Raw genomic sequence first — 19637 nt, forward strand, 5'->3', positions numbered from 1 at the left:
ATGATAGGCCCCCTAACCAACATATGAATACCGGTTAATAAGGGCTCCTGCGAGCTGTCCTTATTATTCAGCTTCAGCCATGGTTTCTTCAGCCTGGGCAACCAGATCCTGAGAACGGCCTTCACGCACGGCTTCAGCCACAGCGCTCAGGTACAGGGTCACAGCGCGGATAGCGTCATCGTTACCCGGGATAACGAAGTCAACACCGTCCGGATCTGAGTTGGTATCAACGATAGAGAATACCGGGATACCCAGGTTGTTAGCTTCTTTGATGGCGATGTGTTCGTGATCGGCATCGATAACGAACAGCGCGTCCGGCAGACCGCCCATATCTTTGATACCGCCCAGGCTGTTTTCCAGCTTGTCCAGCTCGCGGGTACGCATCAGAGCTTCTTTCTTGGTCAGCTTGTCGAAGGTGCCATCCTGAGACTGAGTTTCCAGATCTTTCAGACGCTTGATGGACTGACGAACGGTTTTCCAGTTGGTCAGCATACCGCCCAGCCAGCGGTGGTTCACGTAGAACTGATCACACTTCAGGGCTGCGTCTTTTACCGCTTCGCTTGCTGCGCGCTTGGTACCAACGAACAGGATTTTGCCCTTACGGGAAGCGATCTTGCTCAGCTCAGCCAGAGCGTCGTTGAACATCGGTACGGTTTTTTCAAGGTTGATGATGTGAACCTTGTTACGGGCACCGAAGATGAACGGCTTCATTTTCGGGTTCCAGTAACGGGTCTGGTGACCGAAGTGAACACCAGCCTTGAGCATATCGCGCATGGAAACAGTTGCCATGATTAGACCTCTATAAAAATTGGGGTTATGCCTCCACGTATCCCATGACGCCGACCACCGCACGCATTCGCGTCCGACGGCACCCCGGCACATGTGCCGATACGTGTGTGTTGTTTATGCAAATAACACAAAGTGAGATTTACAGCCTCCGCGTACGCCTTGCAGACATACGGGAACTGCGGCGCGCTTTATACCATAAACACGCGATAGACTCCACCTTTTGTTGCATTTTGAGCCAGCCCCCTGCTGCCATTTGGCAGGGCGTAGCGGGACTGTTACCATAGAAGACATTGCTTCTCATTGTCGCTGCGGCGACATCCGTGGACAGAATACCTATGGCTATTGCACTGAAAACACCACAAGACATCGAAAAAATGCGCATCGCCGGCCGCCTGGCCGCCGAGGTGCTGGAAATGATCGCACCGCACGTGGTGCCCGGCGTCACCACCGGCGAGCTGGATCGCCTGTGCGATGCGCACATCACACAGCAACAGCACGCCATCTCCGCCTGCCTGGGCTATCACGGCTACCCGAAGTCCGTCTGTATTTCGGTCAATGAGGTGGTCTGCCACGGTATCCCGAGCGACGAGAAGGCGCTTAAGGAAGGCGATATCGTCAATATCGACGTCACCGTGATCAAAGACGGCTGGCACGGCGATACCTCAAAAATGTTTATCGTTGGCAAACCGACTATCCTCGGCGAACGTCTGTGTCGCGTCACCCAGGAGAGCCTGTATCTGGCACTGAGGATGGTCAAACCAGGCATCCGCTTACGCAGCATCGGCAAGGCCATTCAGAAATTCGTTGAAGAGAACGGTTTCTCCGTGGTGCGGGAATACTGCGGCCACGGCATTGGTGAAGTGTTCCACGAAGAGCCGCAGGTGTTGCACTATGATGCCGATGACAGCGGCGTGGTACTGCAGGCGGGCATGACGTTCACCATTGAACCGATGGTCAACGCCGGTGACTACCGCATCCGCCTGATGAAGGATGGCTGGACGGTAAAAACTAAGGATCGCAGCTTGTCCGCGCAGTATGAGCATACTATCGTTGTCACAGATAACGGCTGCGAGATCCTGACGCTGCGCGAAGAAGAGCACGAGTTACCGCGGGTGATCGCCCACGACATGAGCGCCCAGTGAGTACGCGCCCGCCCCTACGGGGGCGTCTCACTGCAGCACACCGATAACCTAGGCCGGCTTATGCCGGCTTTTTTATCAATGGACTGCCTATGGCCGAGTTATCGCATGGCGAATCAGATGCCCTGCCGCCCGTATCGCCGGACACCCTCCCAGCTGACGCGCTGACCTGCGCCGGGCTGAAGCCCCATATGGAACAACTGCGTCACTGGCTGGATGAGGCATTTCGCCGCGGCGAGAGCGCCGAGTCCCTGGTTGCCGCCCGTACCCACTATATCGATCGTTTGCTGCTGCGCCTGTGGTGCAACTATGGCTTCGACTCCCAGCCCGACCTGGCGCTGATCGCCGTCGGCGGCTATGGTCGAGCTGAGCTGCACCCGCTATCGGACATCGACCTGCTGCTGCTCAGCGCCGAACCGCTGGCACAGGAGCAAGAGGTGCAGATTGGCGCGCTGATCGCCCTGCTATGGGACCTGCGTCTGGAAGTTGGCCACAGCGTGCGTACCCTGGCGCAGTGCCTGAGCGAAGGGCTGGCCGACCTGACCGTCGCCACCAACCTGATCGAATCCCGTCTGCTGTGCGGCGACGTCACCCTGTTTCTCCAGTTACAAAAACAGCTATTCTGCGATGACTTCTGGCCCTCACCGTGCTTTTACCACGCCAAAGTGAACGAACAGCGCGAGCGCCACCAGCGCTACCACGGTACCAGCTATAATCTGGAGCCGGATATCAAGGCCAGCCCCGGTGGTCTGCGCGATATTCACACCCTGCTGTGGGTGGCACATCGCCACTTTGGTGCCACCTCCCTCGATGAGATGGTCGGCTTCGGCTACCTGACGAGCGCCGAACGTGACGAACTGAACGAATGCCGCAGCTTCCTGTGGCGTATCCGATTCGCCCTGCATCTGGTGGTCAACCGCTACGACAACCGCCTGCTGTTCGATCGTCAGCTCAGCGTCGCCCGACTGCTGGGTTATCAGGGCGAAGGCAACGTGCCCATCGAAAAGATGATGAAAGAGTTTTACCGCATGACCCGACGGGTGCGTGAGCTGAACCAAATGCTGCTACAGCTATTCGATGAGGCGATCCTGGCGCTGGACACCCGGGAAAAACCGCACATTCTCGACGACTACTTCCAGCTGCGCGGCACCCTGATCGATCTGCGCGATCCGGACACCTTCAGCCACGACCCGGTGATTATTCTACGCCTGTTCTACGCCATGGCGCGCAATCCGGAGATCGAAGGTATCTATTCCACCACGCTGCGTCAGCTGCGCTACGCGCGCCGCCATCTGAAACAGCCGCTGTGTGCCCTGCCCGAGGCGCGCCACCTGTTCATGGCGATCCTGCGCCACCCCGGCGCGGTGCAACGCGCCCTGCTGCCCATGCACCACCACAGCGTCCTGTGGGCCTATATGCCACAGTGGGGGAAGATCGTCGGCCAGATGCAGTTTGACCTGTTCCACGCCTACACCGTGGACGAGCACACCATGCGGGCTCTGCTCAAGCTGGAGAGCTTTGCCGATCGGGATAACCATGGGTGCCACCCGCTGTGCGTCGAGCTCTATCCACGCCTGCCGCAGCCGGAGCTGCTGCTGCTCGCCGCCCTGTTCCACGATATCGCTAAAGGGCGCGGCGGTGACCACTCCCTGCTCGGTGCCGATGACGTGCTGGAGTTTGCCCGTCTGCACGGTCTCAATACGCGAGACACCCAGCTGGTGGCCTGGCTGGTACGCTGCCATCTGCTGATGTCGGTCACCGCCCAGCGCCGCGACATTCAGGATCCCGAGATCATTCGCCACTTCTGTACGGAGGTGCACAGCGAAACCCGGCTACGCTATCTGCTCTGCCTGACGGTCGCCGATATCTGCGCGACCAACGAAAACCTGTGGAACAGCTGGAAGCAGAGCCTGCTGCGCGAACTGTTCTTCGCCAGCGAAAAACAGCTGCGCCGCGGTATGCACAGTAGCCCGGACATGCGCGAACGGGTACGTCATCACCGACTGCAGGCGCTGGCGCTGCTGCGGATGGATAACATCGATGAGCCGGAGCTGATGCAGCTGTGGGGCCGCTGCCGCGCGGACTACTTCCTGCGCCATACGCCCGGTCAACTGGCGTGGCACGCCCGCCACCTGCTGCGCCACCGCGGCGACGGCCCCCTGGTGCTGGTCAGTCAGCATGCCACCCGCGGTGGTACCGAAATCTTCATCTACAGCCCCGATCGGCCTTACCTGTTCGCTGCCGTCGCCGGTGAGCTTGATCGGCGCAATCTCAGCGTACACGACGCACAGATCTTCACCAATCGCGATAACTACGCCATGGACACCTTTGTGGTACTGGAGCCAGACGGCAACCCGCTGGCGCCCGATCGTCACGACACCATCCGTCTGGCGCTGGAACACGCGCTGACGCAGCCACGTTATCACCCGCCGCGCGCGCGCCGCGCGCCAGCGCGTCTACGCCACTTCAGCGTTCCAACGGAAGTTAGCTTCCTGCCAGCCCATAACGCCCGGCGTAGCTACATGGAGCTGGTGGCGCTCGATCGTCCGGGGCTGTTGGCACACATCGGCGAGATCTTTGCCGAAATGGGGCTATCGCTGCACGGCGCCCGCATTACCACCATTGGCGAGCGGGTTGAGGATCTGTTTATTCTGGCCGACGGCGAACGGCGTGCATTAACGCCTGACATGCAGCGTGATCTGGCACAACGGTTGACAGAAACCCTGCTTAGCGCCGATAAAGGGTAGTTTTTTCGCACCCACGCGCCTGCCCCGGCGGGCAATGCGTGGGACGGTTGATATTACGAGAGGAATATAGACAGGATGCAGCAGTTACAGACAGTTATCGAAAATGCCTTTGAGCGCCGCGCCGAGATCACACCGGCCAACACCGACAGCATCACCCGTGAGGCGGTCAGCCAGGTCATCGCCCTGCTCGACAGCGGTGCCCTGCGCGTTGCCGAAAAAATTAACGGCGAATGGGTCACCCACCAGTGGCTGAAGAAGGCGGTACTGCTCTCTTTCCGCATCAACGACAACCGCCTGATGGAAGGTGCGGAAACCCGTTTCTACGACAAAGTGCCGATGAAGTTCGCCGACTATGACGAAGCCCGCTTTCAGCGCGAGGGATTCCGCGTCGTGCCACCGGCGTCCGTTCGCCAGGGAGCCTTCATCGCCCGCAATACCGTACTGATGCCCTCCTACGTCAACATTGGCGCCTACGTTGACGAAGGCACCATGGTCGATACCTGGGCCACCGTCGGCTCCTGCGCCCAGATCGGTAAAAACGTTCACCTCTCCGGCGGCGTCGGCATCGGCGGCGTACTGGAGCCGCTGCAGGCCAATCCGACCATCATCGAGGATAACTGCTTCATCGGCGCCCGCTCCGAAGTGGTCGAAGGGGTAATCGTTGAAGAGGGCTCGGTTATCTCTATGGGTGTATTCATCGGGCAGAGTACCAAGATCTATGACCGTGAAACCGGCGAAGTCCACTACGGTCGAGTACCGGCAGGCTCCGTGGTCGTCTCCGGCAACCTGCCTTCCAAACGCGGCGACTACAGCCTGTACTGCGCGGTTATCGTCAAGAAAGTGGATGCCAAGACGCTCGGTAAGGTCGGCATCAACGAGCTACTGCGCACCATCGACTGATCTCCTCTCGCCCAGCCGCCCGGCGCCGGGCGGCCTTTAACCACCGCACAGCGACGCCCCAGCCCCATTACCACAGGAGCGGTGATCAAGCTCACCAACAAAGCCTACTCCCGCGGCCTCCACAGCTAAATACATCGGTACCTGTTCCTGGGATCCAATCCGCCGCCCCCCCATAAAAGAGCGCGATAATCCTTCTGGTATCACAGGCAAAATAGCCCACCGCATGTATACTTTCAGCGCAATTAGGTTCTTTATTATTTGTCAAAAATGCCCCATCAAAACCACGACTGTATTCATTCCGCCAGAAACCGTCTCTGACGGAGCCGACGCGTTAACGCATGAAAGGTGCCGCTATGTATGACAATCTGAAAAGCCTGGGGATCACCCAACCGGAAGAGATCGATCGCTATAGCCTGCGTCAGGAGGCCAACAACGATATTCTGAAGATTTACTTCCGCAAGGATAAGGGCGAATTCTTTGCCAAGAGCGTGAAGTTCAAATACCCACGCCAGCGTAAAACCATACTGAGCGACAACGACAGCCAGGGGATGCGGGAGATCAGCGAGATCAGCCCCAACCTGCGCTATGTCATCGAGGAGCTGGACCGCCTGTGCCTGCGCGATCGCCAGGAAGAGGATCTGAAGCGCAAAATCCTGGACGATCTGCGCCATCTGGAGAGCGTGGTCGCCAACAAGATCGCCGAGATTGAGGCCGACCTGGAGAAACTCACCGGCAAATAGCGCCGCGACGGCAGCGCGGCGTCTCCGTACCGCGGCGACTAGTCTAAGCGCTGCGCCCAGGCACTGACCCACGGCGAGGTAACCGCTTCCGGCTCCGGCGCCTGCTGGCCATCCACCTCGAACAGCTCACCCAGTCGGGTCGCCCCCTGCTCCTGCAGCAGTGCATCAAACCGATGTCCGGCGCCACAGAAATGGGCAAAGCCGCTGTCGCCCAACGCGATCAGCCCATAGCGCAGCGCCGTCTGCTGTCCCCCCTCATCGCGCAGCGCCACAAACAGCGGCACCAGCGTATCAGGCAAGTCACCTTGCCCGGTGGTCGAGGTCACCACCAGGACATGCTGCTGAGCATAACGCTGCCAGTCAGCCAGCGTCCCCTCCTCAAACAGCGTCACCTGGTGCCCCTGCTGCTGCAGAATGGCCTGCGCTTCTTCCGCAACCATCAGCGCGTTGCCATATACGGTTCCCACAAAAATGCCCACTTGCGCCATTGCCCACTCCTTCTGTCAGACCTATTGACCGCTCTCAGTCTCATCCGCTCTATCCTGAAGGCAATCGGGTATAAACTCAACCCGATCAAGCTCAGGGAGATAGGTTTGCCAGCCCAACCCGTCCATCAGCGCCTGCCAGCGCAGATCCAGGCCTGCCCGTAGACACAGCGCCTCACCGCTCACCGGATGCGTCAGGCACAGTTCGCTGGCGTGTAGCATTAAACCGGGCGTATCAAAATGGACGGCGATGCCGCGATTCTGGCGCAGATCGCCGTGCGCGGTATCACCGATGATCGGATGGCGCAGGTGTGCCATATGGCGGCGCAGCTGATGCTTACGGCCGGTCTGCGGTCTCAGCTCAACCAAGCTAAAGCGCGACGTCGGATAACGGCCAATGGCCAGCGGCACCTCCGCCGTTGCCAGCCCCCGGTAGTAGGTCTGCGCTGGCTGCGGGGCACGATCGGGGGAGCGGAAACGATCGGCGATTTTATCCAACTCCGGTGTCAACGGATAGTCAAGCAGCGCCTCTCCCTGCAAATAACCGCGGACCACCGCATGATAGACTTTATGGATCTGATGCTGTTCAAATTGCTGGGCCAGCGCGCGCGCAATCTCGCTCGATAGCCCCAGCAGAAGCACCCCGGAAGTCGGCCGATCCAGGCGATGGACGGTATAGACATGGCGCCCGATCATATCGCGCACCGTCTGCATAACCACCACCTTCTCTTTACGATCCAGCCAGCTGCGGTGAACCAACCACCCGGCAGGCTTATTGACTGCCACCAGATGATCATCCTGATAAATAATTTGCATCCCGATACCCGACAAAAAGAAAAAACGCGGCACCTTACAGCATTACCCACCGGAAGCGCAATCTGGCGCGCAGCGCGATGGATCCCCCCGACTACTGCGGATCGCCGCCAAGATGCCGATCCAGGCGCTGCAGCGCCGCCAGCAGCGGAGCCACCCGCGCCAGATCCGGTTGGTAAGCCATCTCAATATAAGGGGCGATCGCCATCCGCTGCGGCAGGGGAGCTCTGCGGAGCAACAGGGCATTCATGCGCGGTAAAAAGACCCACTGCAGCCACTCGGCCGCCTCCAGGGTATCGACACAGAACGGCTCCTGGCTTGCCAGGGCGTCGTCGGCTGGCGCCTGCGCCTGCCACAGGGACAGTGCGCGCATCTGGGCTTCGATCTGCTGTAAATGGCTGCGTACAATGGCGTAATCACTCATGACGGGCTCTCTTGCGGTCTGGTGGGAAAAACGCGTCAGCATACCACCGACGGCGCCGTGCCCAAACCGGGCGGGAAAAATCGGGCGCAAAAAAGAGGGGGTGCTGTCATGCAGCACCCCCTGATTCGTTTTATAGCAGTCCCGCTACACAACGTGCTCCCTGCTCATCCGTGAAAACTTTTCCCTGCGGATTTCCTTTTCCGGACACTCCATTGCCTGCGTCCTGCTCGCCATCCGGGCAAGATCCCTCAGTCATCCTGACACACCGGCCATCCAAACCGGCTCTCAGTCTCCTTCCTGGAGGTGTCCCTCATTTCATCCTGAAATATCCTGACCGACGTCCTGCGGTACATCCTTTCGCCCGTCCTGGGTGGGTCCTCGCCTCGTCCTGAGACAACATCATCCTGATGTGTCCTTAATCCGGCAACTCCCTTTCGATGTAATTACTTTCGCCGATTTTCGCAGGTTTAGCAATGGTGATATTGTCTTACATATGTGATACTTACGTAATCTTTGAATTTTAATATCATGATAACTATCGAATTTACGACGGCGTTTCGAAAAATAATCAGATAATAAAACGAGATCTCTCACAGTGCGTGTAAGAGATCTCTCACACACCGAGCCGCCATTACCCTACTTCCTGTGCCAGCGGCTGCAATTCCGCGAGGAACTCGGTCAACGTCTGCGCCAGCACACGCCGCTGCGGGCTACCAAACTGCTCAAGCAATACGCTGCCACTCAGGTTACACAGCGTCACCATGCTCAGCTCATCCGCTGTGCTGGCCAGGAACAGGGTCGGCGACAGCTTCAGACGACGCTGGGTGACCAAATGGCCTATCTGGTTCTCCTGCAGGCGATGCAGGTCCTCCACGCTCCAGACCTGCACCAGATCCATCTCGATCTCATTCCAGCGCGCGCGCATATCGCCGGCGTACTGGGTGGTAAAAAACGGCGCCAGTGCCGGATGCAGCCGGATATCCAGCGCCCGGCCAATCCCCTCCAGATCCTCCCCGCGCCCCGGCTCGGGACGCCAGAATACGCAGTCGTCGCGACTGTAGACCACGCAGGGGGACGGAATACCGTACAGCGCATGGCTGGACGGCCAGTCGCCGTGCTGCTGCTGCCACTGCGCCACATAGCGCTGAGTAAATTCGCGCAGGGCGGCGGAAACCTGATGCTCCATAATATTCTCTCTGTCTTTTGGGGCGGAATCCCATCACGCACCGTCGCACCGGCGCAGCGCAGAGACGCGTGCCCACAGTTACGGGATACCGCCTGGCGGTGGTAAACTGCGGCAAGCGATGACCGGCCTCTGCGCCGGTTTCCCATTGTACCCTGCTGTCGCACCGCGCACAGCCGCTTTCACCACAGGTTAACCGTATGTCATACCAAGAGAACCCGGCGCTCACCTCCCTGACCCTGGGCAAGGCCACCGAATACCGCGACCAGTATGATGCCTCGCTGCTGCAGGCCGTACCGCGCAGCATGAACCGCGAACCGCTGGGGCTCTACCCCAACGCGCTGCCGTTCCACGGCGCCGATATCTGGACCCTGTACGAGCTCTCCTGGCTCAACGCCAACGGCCTGCCGCAGGTCGCCTTGGCCGAGGTTGTCCTGGATGCCTACGGCGCCAATCTGATCGAATCAAAGAGCTTTAAGCTCTATCTCAACAGCTTTAACCAAACCCGTTTCGCCGACTGGGACACGGTGCAGCACACGTTACAGCGCGACCTGACCCACTGTGCCCAGGGTAGTGTCAGCGTCACCCTGCTGCGCCTGTCGCAGGCCGAAGGCCAGCCTATCGCCGCGCTCCCCGGCGAGTGCATCGATGACCAGCCCATCAGCATCGACAGTTACTGCTTCGACGCCACCCTGCTGGAAAACGCCGCGGATCCGACTCGCCAGGTCGAAGAGACGCTGGTCAGCCACCTGCTGAAGTCCAACTGCCTGATAACCCATCAGCCCGACTGGGGCTCCGTGATGATCCGCTACCGCGGCGCAGCCATCAGCCACGAGGCGCTGCTGCGCTACCTGGTCTCGTTCCGCCACCACAACGAGTTCCACGAACAATGTGTGGAGCGAATTTTCAACGATATTCAACGTTTCTGTCGGCCAGAGGCACTCAGCGTGTACGCCCGCTACACGCGGCGCGGCGGGTTGGACATCAACCCTTGGCGCAGCAACGTCCCGTATCAGCCACCCCGCGGGCGCCTGGCGCGCCAATAGTTGCGGAGAGACATTGATTTTTGGCATTTTTCCCTGACAGGGTTGGCAAGACGCCTGCGCACACGGTAAGGTGAAAACGGTACGGAGCGGCGCCCATACACGCCGCCCGGAGTGAGACGCCGGGCACAGTAACGCCCCACGGCGACGCGGTAACCGCATCGTTTGGATGCCTAGGAGAGATTTTGATTACACACATCAGCCCGTTGGGATCGATGGATCTGTTGTCACAGATGGAAGTGGACATGCTGAAACGCACAGCCAGCAGTGACCTGTATCGCCTGTTCCGTAACTGCTCCCTTGCCGTGCTCAACTCCGGCGCGAAAACGGACAACAGCACCGAGCTGCTGTCTCGCTTTGAAAACTTTGATATCAACGTGCTACGCCGTGAACGCGGCGTTAAGCTGGAGCTTATCAACCCACCGGAGGAGGCCTTCGTCGACGGGCGCATCATCCGGGCACTGCAGGCTAACCTGTTTGCGGTCCTGCGCGATATTCTGTTTGTTAACGGCCAGCTGATGAGCGCCCAGCGCACCCAGGATCTGGATCTGGAAAACCCGACCATCATCACCAATCTGGTGTTTTCAATATTGCGCAATGCCCGATCGCTGCACGTTGGTGATGAACCTAACATGATCGTCTGCTGGGGTGGCCACTCCATCAGTGAAGTTGAGTACCAGTATGGCCGCCAGGTCGGTAATCAGCTGGGGTTGCGCGAGCTGAACATCTGCACCGGCTGCGGGCCCGGCGTCATGGAGGCGCCGATGAAGGGTGCCGCCGTCGGCCACGCCCAGCAGCGCTACCATGAGGGACGCTTTATCGGTATGACCGAGCCCTCGATCATCGCCGCTGAGCCGCCCAACCCACTGGTCAATGAGCTTATCATCATGCCGGATATCGAAAAGCGGCTGGAGGCCTTTGTCCGATTCGGCCACGGCATCATCATCTTTCCCGGCGGTGTAGGCACGGCAGAGGAGCTGCTGTACCTGTTGGGGATCCTGATGGATCCTGAGAACCATGACCAGGTGCTGCCGCTGATCCTGACCGGACCGCAGGAGAGCGCCGACTATTTCCGCGTGCTGGATGACTTTATCGTCAATACGTTGGGCGAGCAGGCGCGCAGTCACTATCAGATCATCATTGACGATCCGGCCGAAGTGGCGCGGCGCATGAAGCTCGCCATGCCGCGGGTTAAAGAGAATCGGCGCCAGAGCGGCGATTTCTACAGCTTTAACTGGTCACTGAAAATCAGCGCCGACCTACAGATACCGTTTGCACCGACCCACGCCAACATGGCCAACCTTAACCTGCATCCCAATCAGTCGCCGGAGCAGCTTGCCGCCGCCCTGCGCCGCGCCTTCTCCGGCATCGTGGCCGGCAACGTGAAAGAGACGGGGATCCACGCCATCGCCGAGCACGGGCCGTTCAAGCTGCACGGCGATCCGCAGATGATGCAGCACATGGACCGTCTGCTGCAGGGCTTTGTCGCCCAACAGCGTATGAAGCTGCCCGGTTCGGCCTATGTGCCCTGCTACCAGATCGTCCGCTGAGTCTTTACCCCGGGGCGCACCGCCGCCCCGCTAATCCGGTTAAATCGCTATGTCCATCCATCTGTTAATCGTCGATGCCCTCAATCTGATCCGCCGCATTCACGCCGTGCAGGGTTCTCCCTGCGGCGACGCCTGCAGCGCGGCGCTGCGTCAGCTGGTGGGACATACCACGCCCAGCCACGCCGTCGCCGTTTTTGACCAAGATGATCGCGCGGAGAGCTGGCGTCATCGACTGCTCCCCGGCTATAAGGCCGGCCGTCAGGCGATGCCGGATGCACTGGCGCAGGAGATGGAGAGCCTACGCGCCGCGTTTACCGCCCAGGGCGTCGCCTGCTGGCACAGCCCCGGCAATGAGGCGGACGATCTGGCCGCCACGCTGGCGTACAAAGTGGCGCAGGGCGGACATCGGGTGACGATCGTCTCAACCGATAAAGGCTACTGCCAGCTGCTCTCGCCGCAGATCCAAATCCGCGACTATTTTCAAAAGCGCTGGCTGGATCTGCCGTTTGTACAGCGTGAGTTTGGCGTAGCGCCGCAGCAGCTGACGGACTTCTGGGGGCTGGCGGGGATCGGCAGCAGCAAGATCCCCGGCATCAGCGGCATCGGCGCCAAGACCGCCGCCGCGCTATTGAAGGAGTTCGGATCGCTGGAGGCACTCTATCAGCACCTGGCGCAGGTGCCCGAACGCTGGCGTCAACGCCTGACCGAGCAGCGGGAGATGGCGGAAATCTGTCGCCGCGTCGCGACGCTGCAGACCGACCTGGCACTGCACGGCAATCTGCAGCAGCTACGTCTGAACGGCCGAGCATAGCCGCCGCCGAACGGCGGCGGTGCCGGGGGTTAGTCACGCTGTTCGCGGCGGCGGAATTCCCGTTCGTCGCGACGGCCGGGAATGGCGCCCCAGATGCGCCGAACGTGCACCGTCACCTCTTCACGATCGTGATACAGCTGCTTGGCCGCAATCTGTGCATTGATGCCGTTCTCTTTCAGCACCTGTGCCAGCGTGGCCAAATTCTGGCTCACCTCTTCGTAGCGCTTCTTCATCGGTAGCTTCAGGTTGAAGATAGCCTCCCGACACCAGCCATTGACCAGCCAACGGGCCATCAATGCCGAGACCTTGGCCGGCTTCTCGACCATATCGCACACCAGCCAGTCGTTATCGCCTTCCGGCGTAAAGCGGAAGCCATCGGCGCGGTGATGGGTCACCTGCCCGGTCTCCATCAGGCTCGGCACCATCGGGCCATTGTCGATAGCCTGTACCATCATGCTGCGCTGCACCAGCTGATAGGTCCAACCACCGGGGCAGGCCCCCAGATCGACGGCGCGCATGCCGCTGCCCAGACGCTCATCCCACTCATCCGCGGGGATAAAGACGTGGAACGCCTCCTCCAGCTTGAGGGTAGAGCGGCTGGGGGCGTCGGCGGGAAACTTCAGGCGAGGGATCCCCATATAAAACGGCGAGTTATTATCGCTATACGAGTAACCGACGTAGCAGCAGCCCGGTGCAATAAACAGTACGTGCACTACCGGACGATAGGGATTCTCCTGGCGCAACAGGGTACGCTGCTCACGCAGCGCCGCGCGCAGCGGCACGGTGAACTTACGACAGAACTTCAGCAACTCTTTACTTTCGTTGGTATCTGGTACCTCGACGCGCAGCTCACCGCCGCCCTCGACAACCCCCAGCAGCATGCCGCAGATCGGTGCGATGCGATCCTCAGGCGGCAAATCTTTCAGCAGCTCGCCGACCACCAGCATCTGACGGGCAAAGATCAGCTCCCGGAACGGCAGTTTTCGTGCCAGTGTGTCCGCATCGTCCGGCTGATAGCACTCAAACAGCACATAGCCGCTGTTCTCTTTCACCCGGGCAAAGCCGTACACCTCAAGAGCCGCCGCTTTATCGGTGATCTCCGCAGCACACTCTTTCTCAAAACCAGGACGGCAATATAAAGCAAGTCTATTCATGGCGTTCCGCCCTCTTTCCCATGCGCATCGCGCCAATCAACATCAATACCCAGCCAATCAGGAAGCAGGTGCCACCGATCGGTGTGATATACACCCAAATTTTAAGCTGCGATAGCGCCAGACAGTAAAGACTGCCGCTGAACAGCACGGTTCCCAGCGCCAGCAAGGCGCTGCTCCAGTAAAACCACAGATTACTGCGACGCAGCATCAGCGCCGCCAGGCCCAGGATCGCCAGCGTATGCACCGCCTGGTACTGCAGTCCGGTATGCAGCCAGGCCACCTCTTTGGCTCCCAGCGTATTACCCAGTACGTGGGCGCCAAACGCGCCCAGCGCCACAAAGATAAAACCGCTGATGGCGGCAAATAAAATCATGGAACGGCTACTCATCACGTGACCTTTTCACTCTTTTTCCTCACGCACGCCGGCACCATCCGATTCATAGCGGAAGCGGAATTTCTCCTGCTCACCGGCGGCCCTGGCCAGTATCCACTGGCGAAAAGCGGATATTTTACCCAAGTCTGCCTGCGCATCTTGGCAAACCAGATAAAAGGCATTTTTACTGATCAGAACATCGTTGAACGGGCAGACCAGGCGCCCGGCCTCGATCTCCGTCTGCGCCATCACATTGTTGACCAGCGCAATCCCCTGACCGTGTACGGCGGCCTGCACCACCATGGCACTGTGGCTGAAGATCGGCCCCTGCTGCACGTTGATGTGCTGCAGGCCGAGCTGCCGGGTATAGGCCAGCCAATCGCGGCGCGACGTGTCGTGCAGCAGCGTATGATAAGCCAGATCGGCCGGATCTTTTAGCGGGTGTTCTCCCAGCAGCAGCTGGGGCGAACAGACCGGCATCAGATATTCGGCATACAGTCGCTCGACCCGCAGCCCCGGCCAGTGACCACGGCCGTAGAAAATGGCGACGTCAACGTCGTCCGCCAGCTTGCCCTCCTCCCGATCCACCGCCTGAATACGCACATCGATGCCGGGATAGGCGCTATTGAAGCCGGAGAGACGCGGCACCAACCACTGAATGGCGAAGCTCGGTGGCAGGCTGACGGTCAGCGCCCCCTTGGCACTCCGCGCCTGCAGCTTACGCGTAGCATCGTTCAGCGCAGAAAAGATCTCCTTGATATCCAGATAATAACTCTGTCCTTCCTCCGTCAGCAGCAGTGAGCGATTGCGGCGGCGGAACAGCTTCAACCCCAGAAAATCCTCCAGCGATTTGATCTGATGGCTGACCGCTGCCTGCGTCACGAACAGCTCCTCAGCAGCCTTGGTAAAACTCAGATGTCTGGCTGCGGCATCAAAGACGCGCAGCGCATTCAGAGGCGGTAATCGTTTCGACATATCGGTCACTTACTATCAAATGGTTACCCACGGTTAACCGGATGTTTACACATTAGTTTTTTTTATCCGAGCCATTATAATTTGTCCGTTGAGGATAGGCCAGCAAATACCTATAGTGGCGGCACTTCCCAGGCCGGAACGAAAAAGCAGGAATGACTATTTTCAGGAATGCTTTTGGCTTTGTGGTTGTGATGTTGTGTTTGCAAGTTGTCTGACACCTTTCAGACATGGTAGCGGCGTGAGCCCCTGCCGTTTTTCACTTCCTGTACATTTACCCTGTCTGTCCATAGTGATTTAGTAGCACCGCCCGTTGCGGTGCTTTTTTTTCGGCGCCACGGCGCGGAAAAGCCCATACAATCGCTTCATCATCGCCCTTTACCGGTTTAAAATATCCGCCATTTAGGCCCGTGCGCCAGTCCGCTCAGCGGGCTGCGGTAAATTGTGAGCCCGGTCTCGGATTAATCCTGTTAATCCTGAATCCGGTTCATATCCCGCTTCCGCGCCATATTACTGAGATCCCACCCATGACGTTTGACTTTATGGCGCTGCGCCGCGACTTCCCTGCGCTGGGAGCGGACAGCGTTTACCTGGACAGCGCCGCCACCGCACTGAAACCACGGGCGGTGCTGGAGGCCATTCAGGCCTATTACACCGACAACGGTGCCACGGTACACCGCAGCCAGCACGTGGCTGCCCGACACCTCACCGAACGCTTCGAAAGCACCCGGCGTCAGACGGCGGCGCTGATCGGGGCCGATGAGCATGAAATTATCTGGAGCAAAGGCGCGACCGAATCGATCAACCTGGTCGCCCAGAGCTACCTGCGACCGCGCCTGCGCCCCGGTGATCGGATCTTGGTCAGCGAGGCTGAACACCACGCGAATCTGATCCCATGGCTGATGGTCGCCGAGCAGTGCCAGGCGCAGGTCGTCCCCCTACCGGTCGATGCACGCGGCCTTCCGGACCTCACCCAGCTCCCGGCTCTGCTCGAATTGCACCCACGCCTGCTGGCCCTCGGACAGATGTCCAACGTCACCGGCGGCTGCCCGGATCTGGCGCAGGCGATCGCCCAGGCGCATGCCTACGGCTGCGTCGTCATGGTCGACGGTGCGCAGGGGGTGGTACACCATCCCCTTGATGTGCACGCCGCCGACGCCGATTTCTACGTCTTCTCAGCCCATAAGCTGTATGGCCCCTGCGGGCTGGGCGTACTGTACGGCAAACGCGCGCTGCTGGAGGAGATGCACGCCTGGCAGGGCGGCGGAAAGATGCTGACCCATGCCGACTTTCACGGCTTTACGGAGCAAGCAGTACCACACCGCTTCGAGGCGGGTACCCCCAACATTGCCGGGGTGCTCGGCTTTAGCGCCGCCCTTGACTGGCTGGCAAAGATCGATCTCCCCGCCGCCGAGCACCACTGCGTCGCGCTGGCGCAGCAGGCGGAGGCGGAACTGGGCCAACTGCCCGGCTTTATCAGCTACCGGGCACCCGACAGCGCCCTGCTGGCGTTTAATTTTGCCGGGATCCACCACAGCGATCTCAATACCCTGATTTCAGAGCAGGGCGTCGCGCTGCGTAGCGGCGCACACTGCGCGGCGCCGCTGATGCAGGCCCTTGGCGTCAGCGGCACGCTGCGTGCCGCCTTCGCCCCCTACAATACCCCCGCCGATGTCCAGGCGCTGGTGCAGGCCGTCGGCCGCGCCGTTTCACTGCTTAACGAGGATCCGCTATGAAGGCACCGCACCCCTTTGGCCGTCAGATCACCGCACAGACTCTGTGTCAGCGCTTTGCCGGACTGACGCAGTGGGAAGATCGCTACCGCCAGATTATCATGCTGGCACGCGAGCTGCCGCCGCTGGATGACACGCTGCGCTGCCCGCAGGCGGAGCTCGCAGGCTGTGAAAACCGGGTCTGGCTGGACGGAGAACGGCTGGAAGACGGCACCCTGCATCTGTACGGCGACAGCGAAGGACGCATCGTCAAGGGGCTGCTGGCGATCCTGTTGACCGCCATCGAAGGGAAAACGCCCGCTCAGGTGCTGGAGAGCGATCCGCTGGCGCTGTTTGGCGAACTCAATATCATGGCGCAGCTGAGCGCCTCGCGCAGCAGCGGGTTACAGGCCCTGGCGCAGGGCGTTGCGGCGATTGCCCGCCGCTATGCCGACGCGGCGCGCTGAGCGCGGCGGGCCAGCAGTTTTTTCAGGGCATGGGAGACCGCCACAAAGCCAAAGCTGGCGGTCACCATCGTCACCGAGCCAAACCCGGCGCTGCAGTCCATACGCTTCGGCCCCTCGGCAGTGCTACGCTGCGCGCAGACGCTGCCGTCCGGCTGCGGATAGACCAACGCCTCGCTGGAGAAGACACAGTCGATGCCCAGCTTTCCCCGGCTGTTCTTCACGATGCGGTGATCCACCTTCAACCGTTCGCGCAGCTTGGCCGCCAGCGGATCCTGAATAGTCTTGGCCAGATCGGCCACCTCAATGCGCGTCGGATCGATCTGCCCCCCGGCGCCGCCGGTGGTCACCAGCGGGATCTTGTTGCGCCGACAGTGCGCCAGCAACGCCGCCTTGGGTCGTACGCTATCGATGGCATCGATCACATAGTCGAAGCGGCCATCGATCAGCGCGGCCACGTTATCCGGGGTAATAAAGTCATCCACGCAGGTCACCCGGCACTCGGGGTTAATCTCCCGGATCCGCGCGGCCAGTGCCTCGCCCTTAGGCTGCCCGACGGTGCTGCGCAGGGCCTGAATCTGCCGGTTGGTATTGGTCACGCAGACATCATCCATATCGATCAGCGTGAGGGTGCCAATCCCGCTACGCGCCAGCGCCTCTACGGCCCAGGAGCCAACGCCGCCCAAGCCAATGACACAGAAGTGGGCGCCAGCGAACGCCTCTAGCGCCGGGCGGCCATACAGGCGCGCAATCCCGCTGAAGCGTTGCCAATAGGCGTCAGAAAATGGTGCAGTCATGGGAGGTCCCCTATCAAGCGTGAAAACTGCCGGGCAGTATAGGGGATAGCGAGAAAAACAAAAGGGGCACGCATGCCCCTGGCGTTCCCTATCCCGCACGCCTCAGTTACGTACCAGTACCTGCCCACCGTCGTGACTGGCGCGCTGCGGGTGATAGGCGTTAAACAGCGGTGCACCGCTCTGTGGCGTTTTCAGCAGCCAGACCCGGCCATAGTGATTGTAGTAGCCAGCCCAGTGTCCGGCCTCCGGACCGATCCCCTGATAAATGTCGAAATGCTGCCCCTTGATGGCACCGCCCACGTCCAGCGCCACCATCAGGCGCATCTGGTAGCGCCCGGTAAATTTTCCCTGCGGGCTGAGCTGCGGCACTTCGGCCAGCAGCACCGATCCTGCCGGGATCAGCGAGCGGTCCGACGCCACGGAGGCCTTGGCGATCAGCGGCACGCCGCTGGCACCTTTCACCGGCGCAAACTGCTCCGGCTTAAAGAAGACAAATGAGGGGTTCTGCTCCAGCAACTCACGCACCTCTGCACGGCTGTGACCATCGGCCCACTGGCGGATCGCCTGCATCGACATATCCTCCCTGGCAACCTCACCGCGATCGATCAGCACCTTGCCGATACTGTGGTAGGCATGGCCATTCTTACCGGCGTAGCCAAAGAAGGTCAGGGGCTGGCCGTCGCCAAAGTCGACGTAGCCGCTACCCTGTACCTCCATCATAAAGTTGTCCATCAGCGAGTTGCTGTAGGCAATCTCCAACCCGCGATTATCCAGGGCGCCATTGTAGATGGCTGAGCGTGCCGGCAGGCGGCCACGTTTATGCGGCATGCGGTACAACGGATACCGAAACGCCCCCTGAGGCCGGGTACGCGCCTGTACCACCGGCGTGTAATACCCGGTAAACTGCACGTTGCCAAAGTTATCCACGCCCTCCATCTGGTAGGCGTTCAGGCCAAACTGTGCCAGCCTGCGGGTATCCGCCCCGGCCATCAGCCATTCGGTCACCGCCTCAAAATTACCGGCGTGACGGCCATACAGCGACGGCGAAGCCTGACGGATGGCGTCCACCTGCTCCACGAAGTCCTTGCCGTTAACCGGCTTACCCTTGGCGTTTGGATGGTTAACCAGCTCCAACGGCTGGTTCAAAGCGCCATCTTTATACTGCTGACCGCGATCCGTCGGCCGGGAGGAACACCCGGCCATCAGCGCCACCAATAACCCACATACCGCGTATTTTTCCCAACGCCCTTTCATCTCTCGCCTTTTTCTTTTGCACTCGATTACCACCGGCGAACCATAACAAACCCCTATTGCGAAAGGAATTAGAGCGAATAAAAAAATCATCCACATCCATGCTGTGATTGAAATTAAAACAAAATGATGAATATTCGCGCGAACGCACTGCGGAACGGTGATGTTTGTCAAAAAAATCTTGCATCCCGTCAGATGGCGTGTATTATCCGCCCTCATCGGACGCGGGGTGGAGCAGCCTGGTAGCTCGTCGGGCTCATAACCCGAAGGTCGTCGGTTCAAATCCGGCC

19 protein-coding genes and 1 tRNA gene are annotated in these 19637 nt (G+C 59.9%); 10 read left to right on the forward strand and 10 right to left on the reverse strand.

Going from position 1 to position 19637, the window contains the following annotated elements:
• Positions 1 to 63: 63 nt before the first annotated feature.
• Entirely contained in the window at positions 64 to 789 is a 726-nt protein-coding gene (rpsB, locus tag EIEH_RS09295; RefSeq protein WP_015870245.1) for a 30S ribosomal protein S2, read from the reverse strand.
• 335 nt (positions 790 to 1124) lie between these two features.
• Here rpsB and map point away from each other — a divergent pair, with 335 nt between their 5' ends.
• The 4 genes from map to EIEH_RS09315 all read left to right on the forward strand — a co-directional run bounded on the left by map (position 1125) and on the right by EIEH_RS09315 (position 6315).
• Complete coding sequence (map, locus tag EIEH_RS09300; RefSeq protein ID WP_015870244.1) at positions 1125 to 1931, forward strand: type I methionyl aminopeptidase; 807 nt, start codon at positions 1125 to 1127, stop codon at positions 1929 to 1931.
• 89 nt (positions 1932 to 2020) lie between these two features.
• On the forward strand, positions 2021 to 4675 hold the full coding sequence (glnD, locus tag EIEH_RS09305) for a bifunctional uridylyltransferase/uridylyl-removing protein GlnD (protein WP_015870243.1): 2655 nt from the start codon (positions 2021 to 2023) through the stop codon (positions 4673 to 4675).
• Between the two features lie 75 nt (positions 4676 to 4750).
• Positions 4751 to 5575, forward strand: coding sequence for a 2,3,4,5-tetrahydropyridine-2,6-dicarboxylate N-succinyltransferase (dapD, locus tag EIEH_RS09310; RefSeq protein ID WP_015870242.1), 825 nt, complete (start codon positions 4751 to 4753; stop codon positions 5573 to 5575).
• A 353-nt stretch (positions 5576 to 5928) separates the two neighbouring features.
• The gene (locus EIEH_RS09315) at positions 5929 to 6315 is read left to right on the forward strand and encodes a DUF3461 family protein (RefSeq protein ID WP_015870241.1); all 387 of its coding nucleotides are present in this window, start codon (positions 5929 to 5931) and stop codon (positions 6313 to 6315) included.
• 38 nt (positions 6316 to 6353) lie between these two features.
• On the opposite strand, the gene EIEH_RS09320 is transcribed toward EIEH_RS09315, so the two are convergent.
• From EIEH_RS09320 to syd, 4 genes are all read right to left on the reverse strand, one after another.
• Entirely contained in the window at positions 6354 to 6803 is a 450-nt protein-coding gene (locus EIEH_RS09320) for a flavodoxin (protein WP_015870240.1), read from the reverse strand.
• Positions 6804 to 6824: 21 nt separating this feature from the next.
• Entirely contained in the window at positions 6825 to 7616 is a 792-nt protein-coding gene (gene truC / locus EIEH_RS09325) for a tRNA pseudouridine(65) synthase TruC (protein WP_015870239.1), read from the reverse strand.
• 91 nt (positions 7617 to 7707) lie between these two features.
• Positions 7708 to 8037 (reverse strand): YqcC family protein, encoded by a 330-nt coding sequence (locus EIEH_RS09330; protein WP_015870238.1) that lies wholly within the window; start codon positions 8035 to 8037, stop codon positions 7708 to 7710.
• Positions 8038 to 8668: 631 nt separating this feature from the next.
• Positions 8669 to 9223, reverse strand: a complete 555-nt coding sequence (gene syd / locus EIEH_RS09335) for a SecY-interacting protein (RefSeq protein WP_015870237.1) — start codon at positions 9221 to 9223, stop codon at positions 8669 to 8671.
• A 197-nt stretch (positions 9224 to 9420) separates the two neighbouring features.
• On the opposite strand from syd, the gene queF reads away from it, so the two are divergent.
• The 3 genes from queF to xni all read left to right on the forward strand — a co-directional run bounded on the left by queF (position 9421) and on the right by xni (position 12624).
• Entirely contained in the window at positions 9421 to 10266 is an 846-nt protein-coding gene (gene queF, locus EIEH_RS09340; RefSeq protein ID WP_015870236.1) for an NADPH-dependent 7-cyano-7-deazaguanine reductase QueF, read from the forward strand.
• Positions 10267 to 10448: 182 nt separating this feature from the next.
• A complete protein-coding gene (gene ppnN / locus EIEH_RS09345; RefSeq protein ID WP_015870235.1) occupies positions 10449 to 11813 on the forward strand; it encodes a nucleotide 5'-monophosphate nucleosidase PpnN in 1365 nt (454 codons plus the stop codon).
• Between the two features lie 49 nt (positions 11814 to 11862).
• A complete protein-coding gene (gene xni / locus EIEH_RS09350) occupies positions 11863 to 12624 on the forward strand; it encodes a flap endonuclease Xni (protein ID WP_015870234.1) in 762 nt (253 codons plus the stop codon).
• A gap of 29 nt (positions 12625 to 12653) precedes the next feature.
• On the opposite strand, the gene rlmM is transcribed toward xni, so the two are convergent.
• Genes rlmM through EIEH_RS09365 form a run of 3 tightly spaced genes read right to left on the reverse strand, consistent with a single transcriptional unit; the run spans position 12654 to position 15126 of the window.
• Complete coding sequence (gene rlmM, locus EIEH_RS09355) at positions 12654 to 13778, reverse strand: 23S rRNA (cytidine(2498)-2'-O)-methyltransferase RlmM (RefSeq protein ID WP_015870233.1); 1125 nt, start codon at positions 13776 to 13778, stop codon at positions 12654 to 12656.
• A complete protein-coding gene (locus EIEH_RS09360) occupies positions 13771 to 14166 on the reverse strand; it encodes a DUF423 domain-containing protein (RefSeq protein ID WP_041730285.1) in 396 nt (131 codons plus the stop codon). Before EIEH_RS09360 ends, rlmM begins: the two co-directional genes overlap by 8 nt.
• Before the next feature lie 12 nt (positions 14167 to 14178).
• The gene (locus EIEH_RS09365; protein ID WP_015870231.1) at positions 14179 to 15126 is read right to left on the reverse strand and encodes a transcriptional regulator GcvA; all 948 of its coding nucleotides are present in this window, start codon (positions 15124 to 15126) and stop codon (positions 14179 to 14181) included.
• A 524-nt stretch (positions 15127 to 15650) separates the two neighbouring features.
• Here EIEH_RS09365 and csdA point away from each other — a divergent pair.
• The gene (csdA, locus tag EIEH_RS09370) at positions 15651 to 16859 is read left to right on the forward strand and encodes a cysteine desulfurase CsdA (protein ID WP_015870229.1); all 1209 of its coding nucleotides are present in this window, start codon (positions 15651 to 15653) and stop codon (positions 16857 to 16859) included.
• On the forward strand, positions 16856 to 17302 hold the full coding sequence (csdE, locus tag EIEH_RS09375) for a cysteine desulfurase sulfur acceptor subunit CsdE (protein WP_015870228.1): 447 nt from the start codon (positions 16856 to 16858) through the stop codon (positions 17300 to 17302). The genes csdA and csdE overlap by 4 nt, the downstream gene beginning before the upstream one ends.
• Here csdE and tcdA read toward each other — a convergent pair.
• Both tcdA and mltA read right to left on the reverse strand, forming a co-directional pair.
• Entirely contained in the window at positions 17281 to 18096 is an 816-nt protein-coding gene (gene tcdA / locus EIEH_RS09380) for a tRNA cyclic N6-threonylcarbamoyladenosine(37) synthase TcdA (RefSeq protein WP_015870227.1), read from the reverse strand. The genes csdE and tcdA overlap by 22 nt on opposite strands.
• Before the next feature lie 102 nt (positions 18097 to 18198).
• Positions 18199 to 19350, reverse strand: coding sequence for a murein transglycosylase A (gene mltA / locus EIEH_RS09385; RefSeq protein WP_015870226.1), 1152 nt, complete (start codon positions 19348 to 19350; stop codon positions 18199 to 18201).
• 228 nt (positions 19351 to 19578) lie between these two features.
• Between mltA and EIEH_RS09390 the strand changes: the two genes are divergently transcribed.
• Positions 19579 to 19637: transfer RNA gene (locus tag EIEH_RS09390), tRNA-Met, on the forward strand.

This window comes from Edwardsiella ictaluri ATCC 33202 (genome assembly GCF_000264785.1).
GTDB classification, from domain to species: Bacteria; Pseudomonadota; Gammaproteobacteria; order Enterobacterales; family Enterobacteriaceae; genus Edwardsiella; species Edwardsiella ictaluri.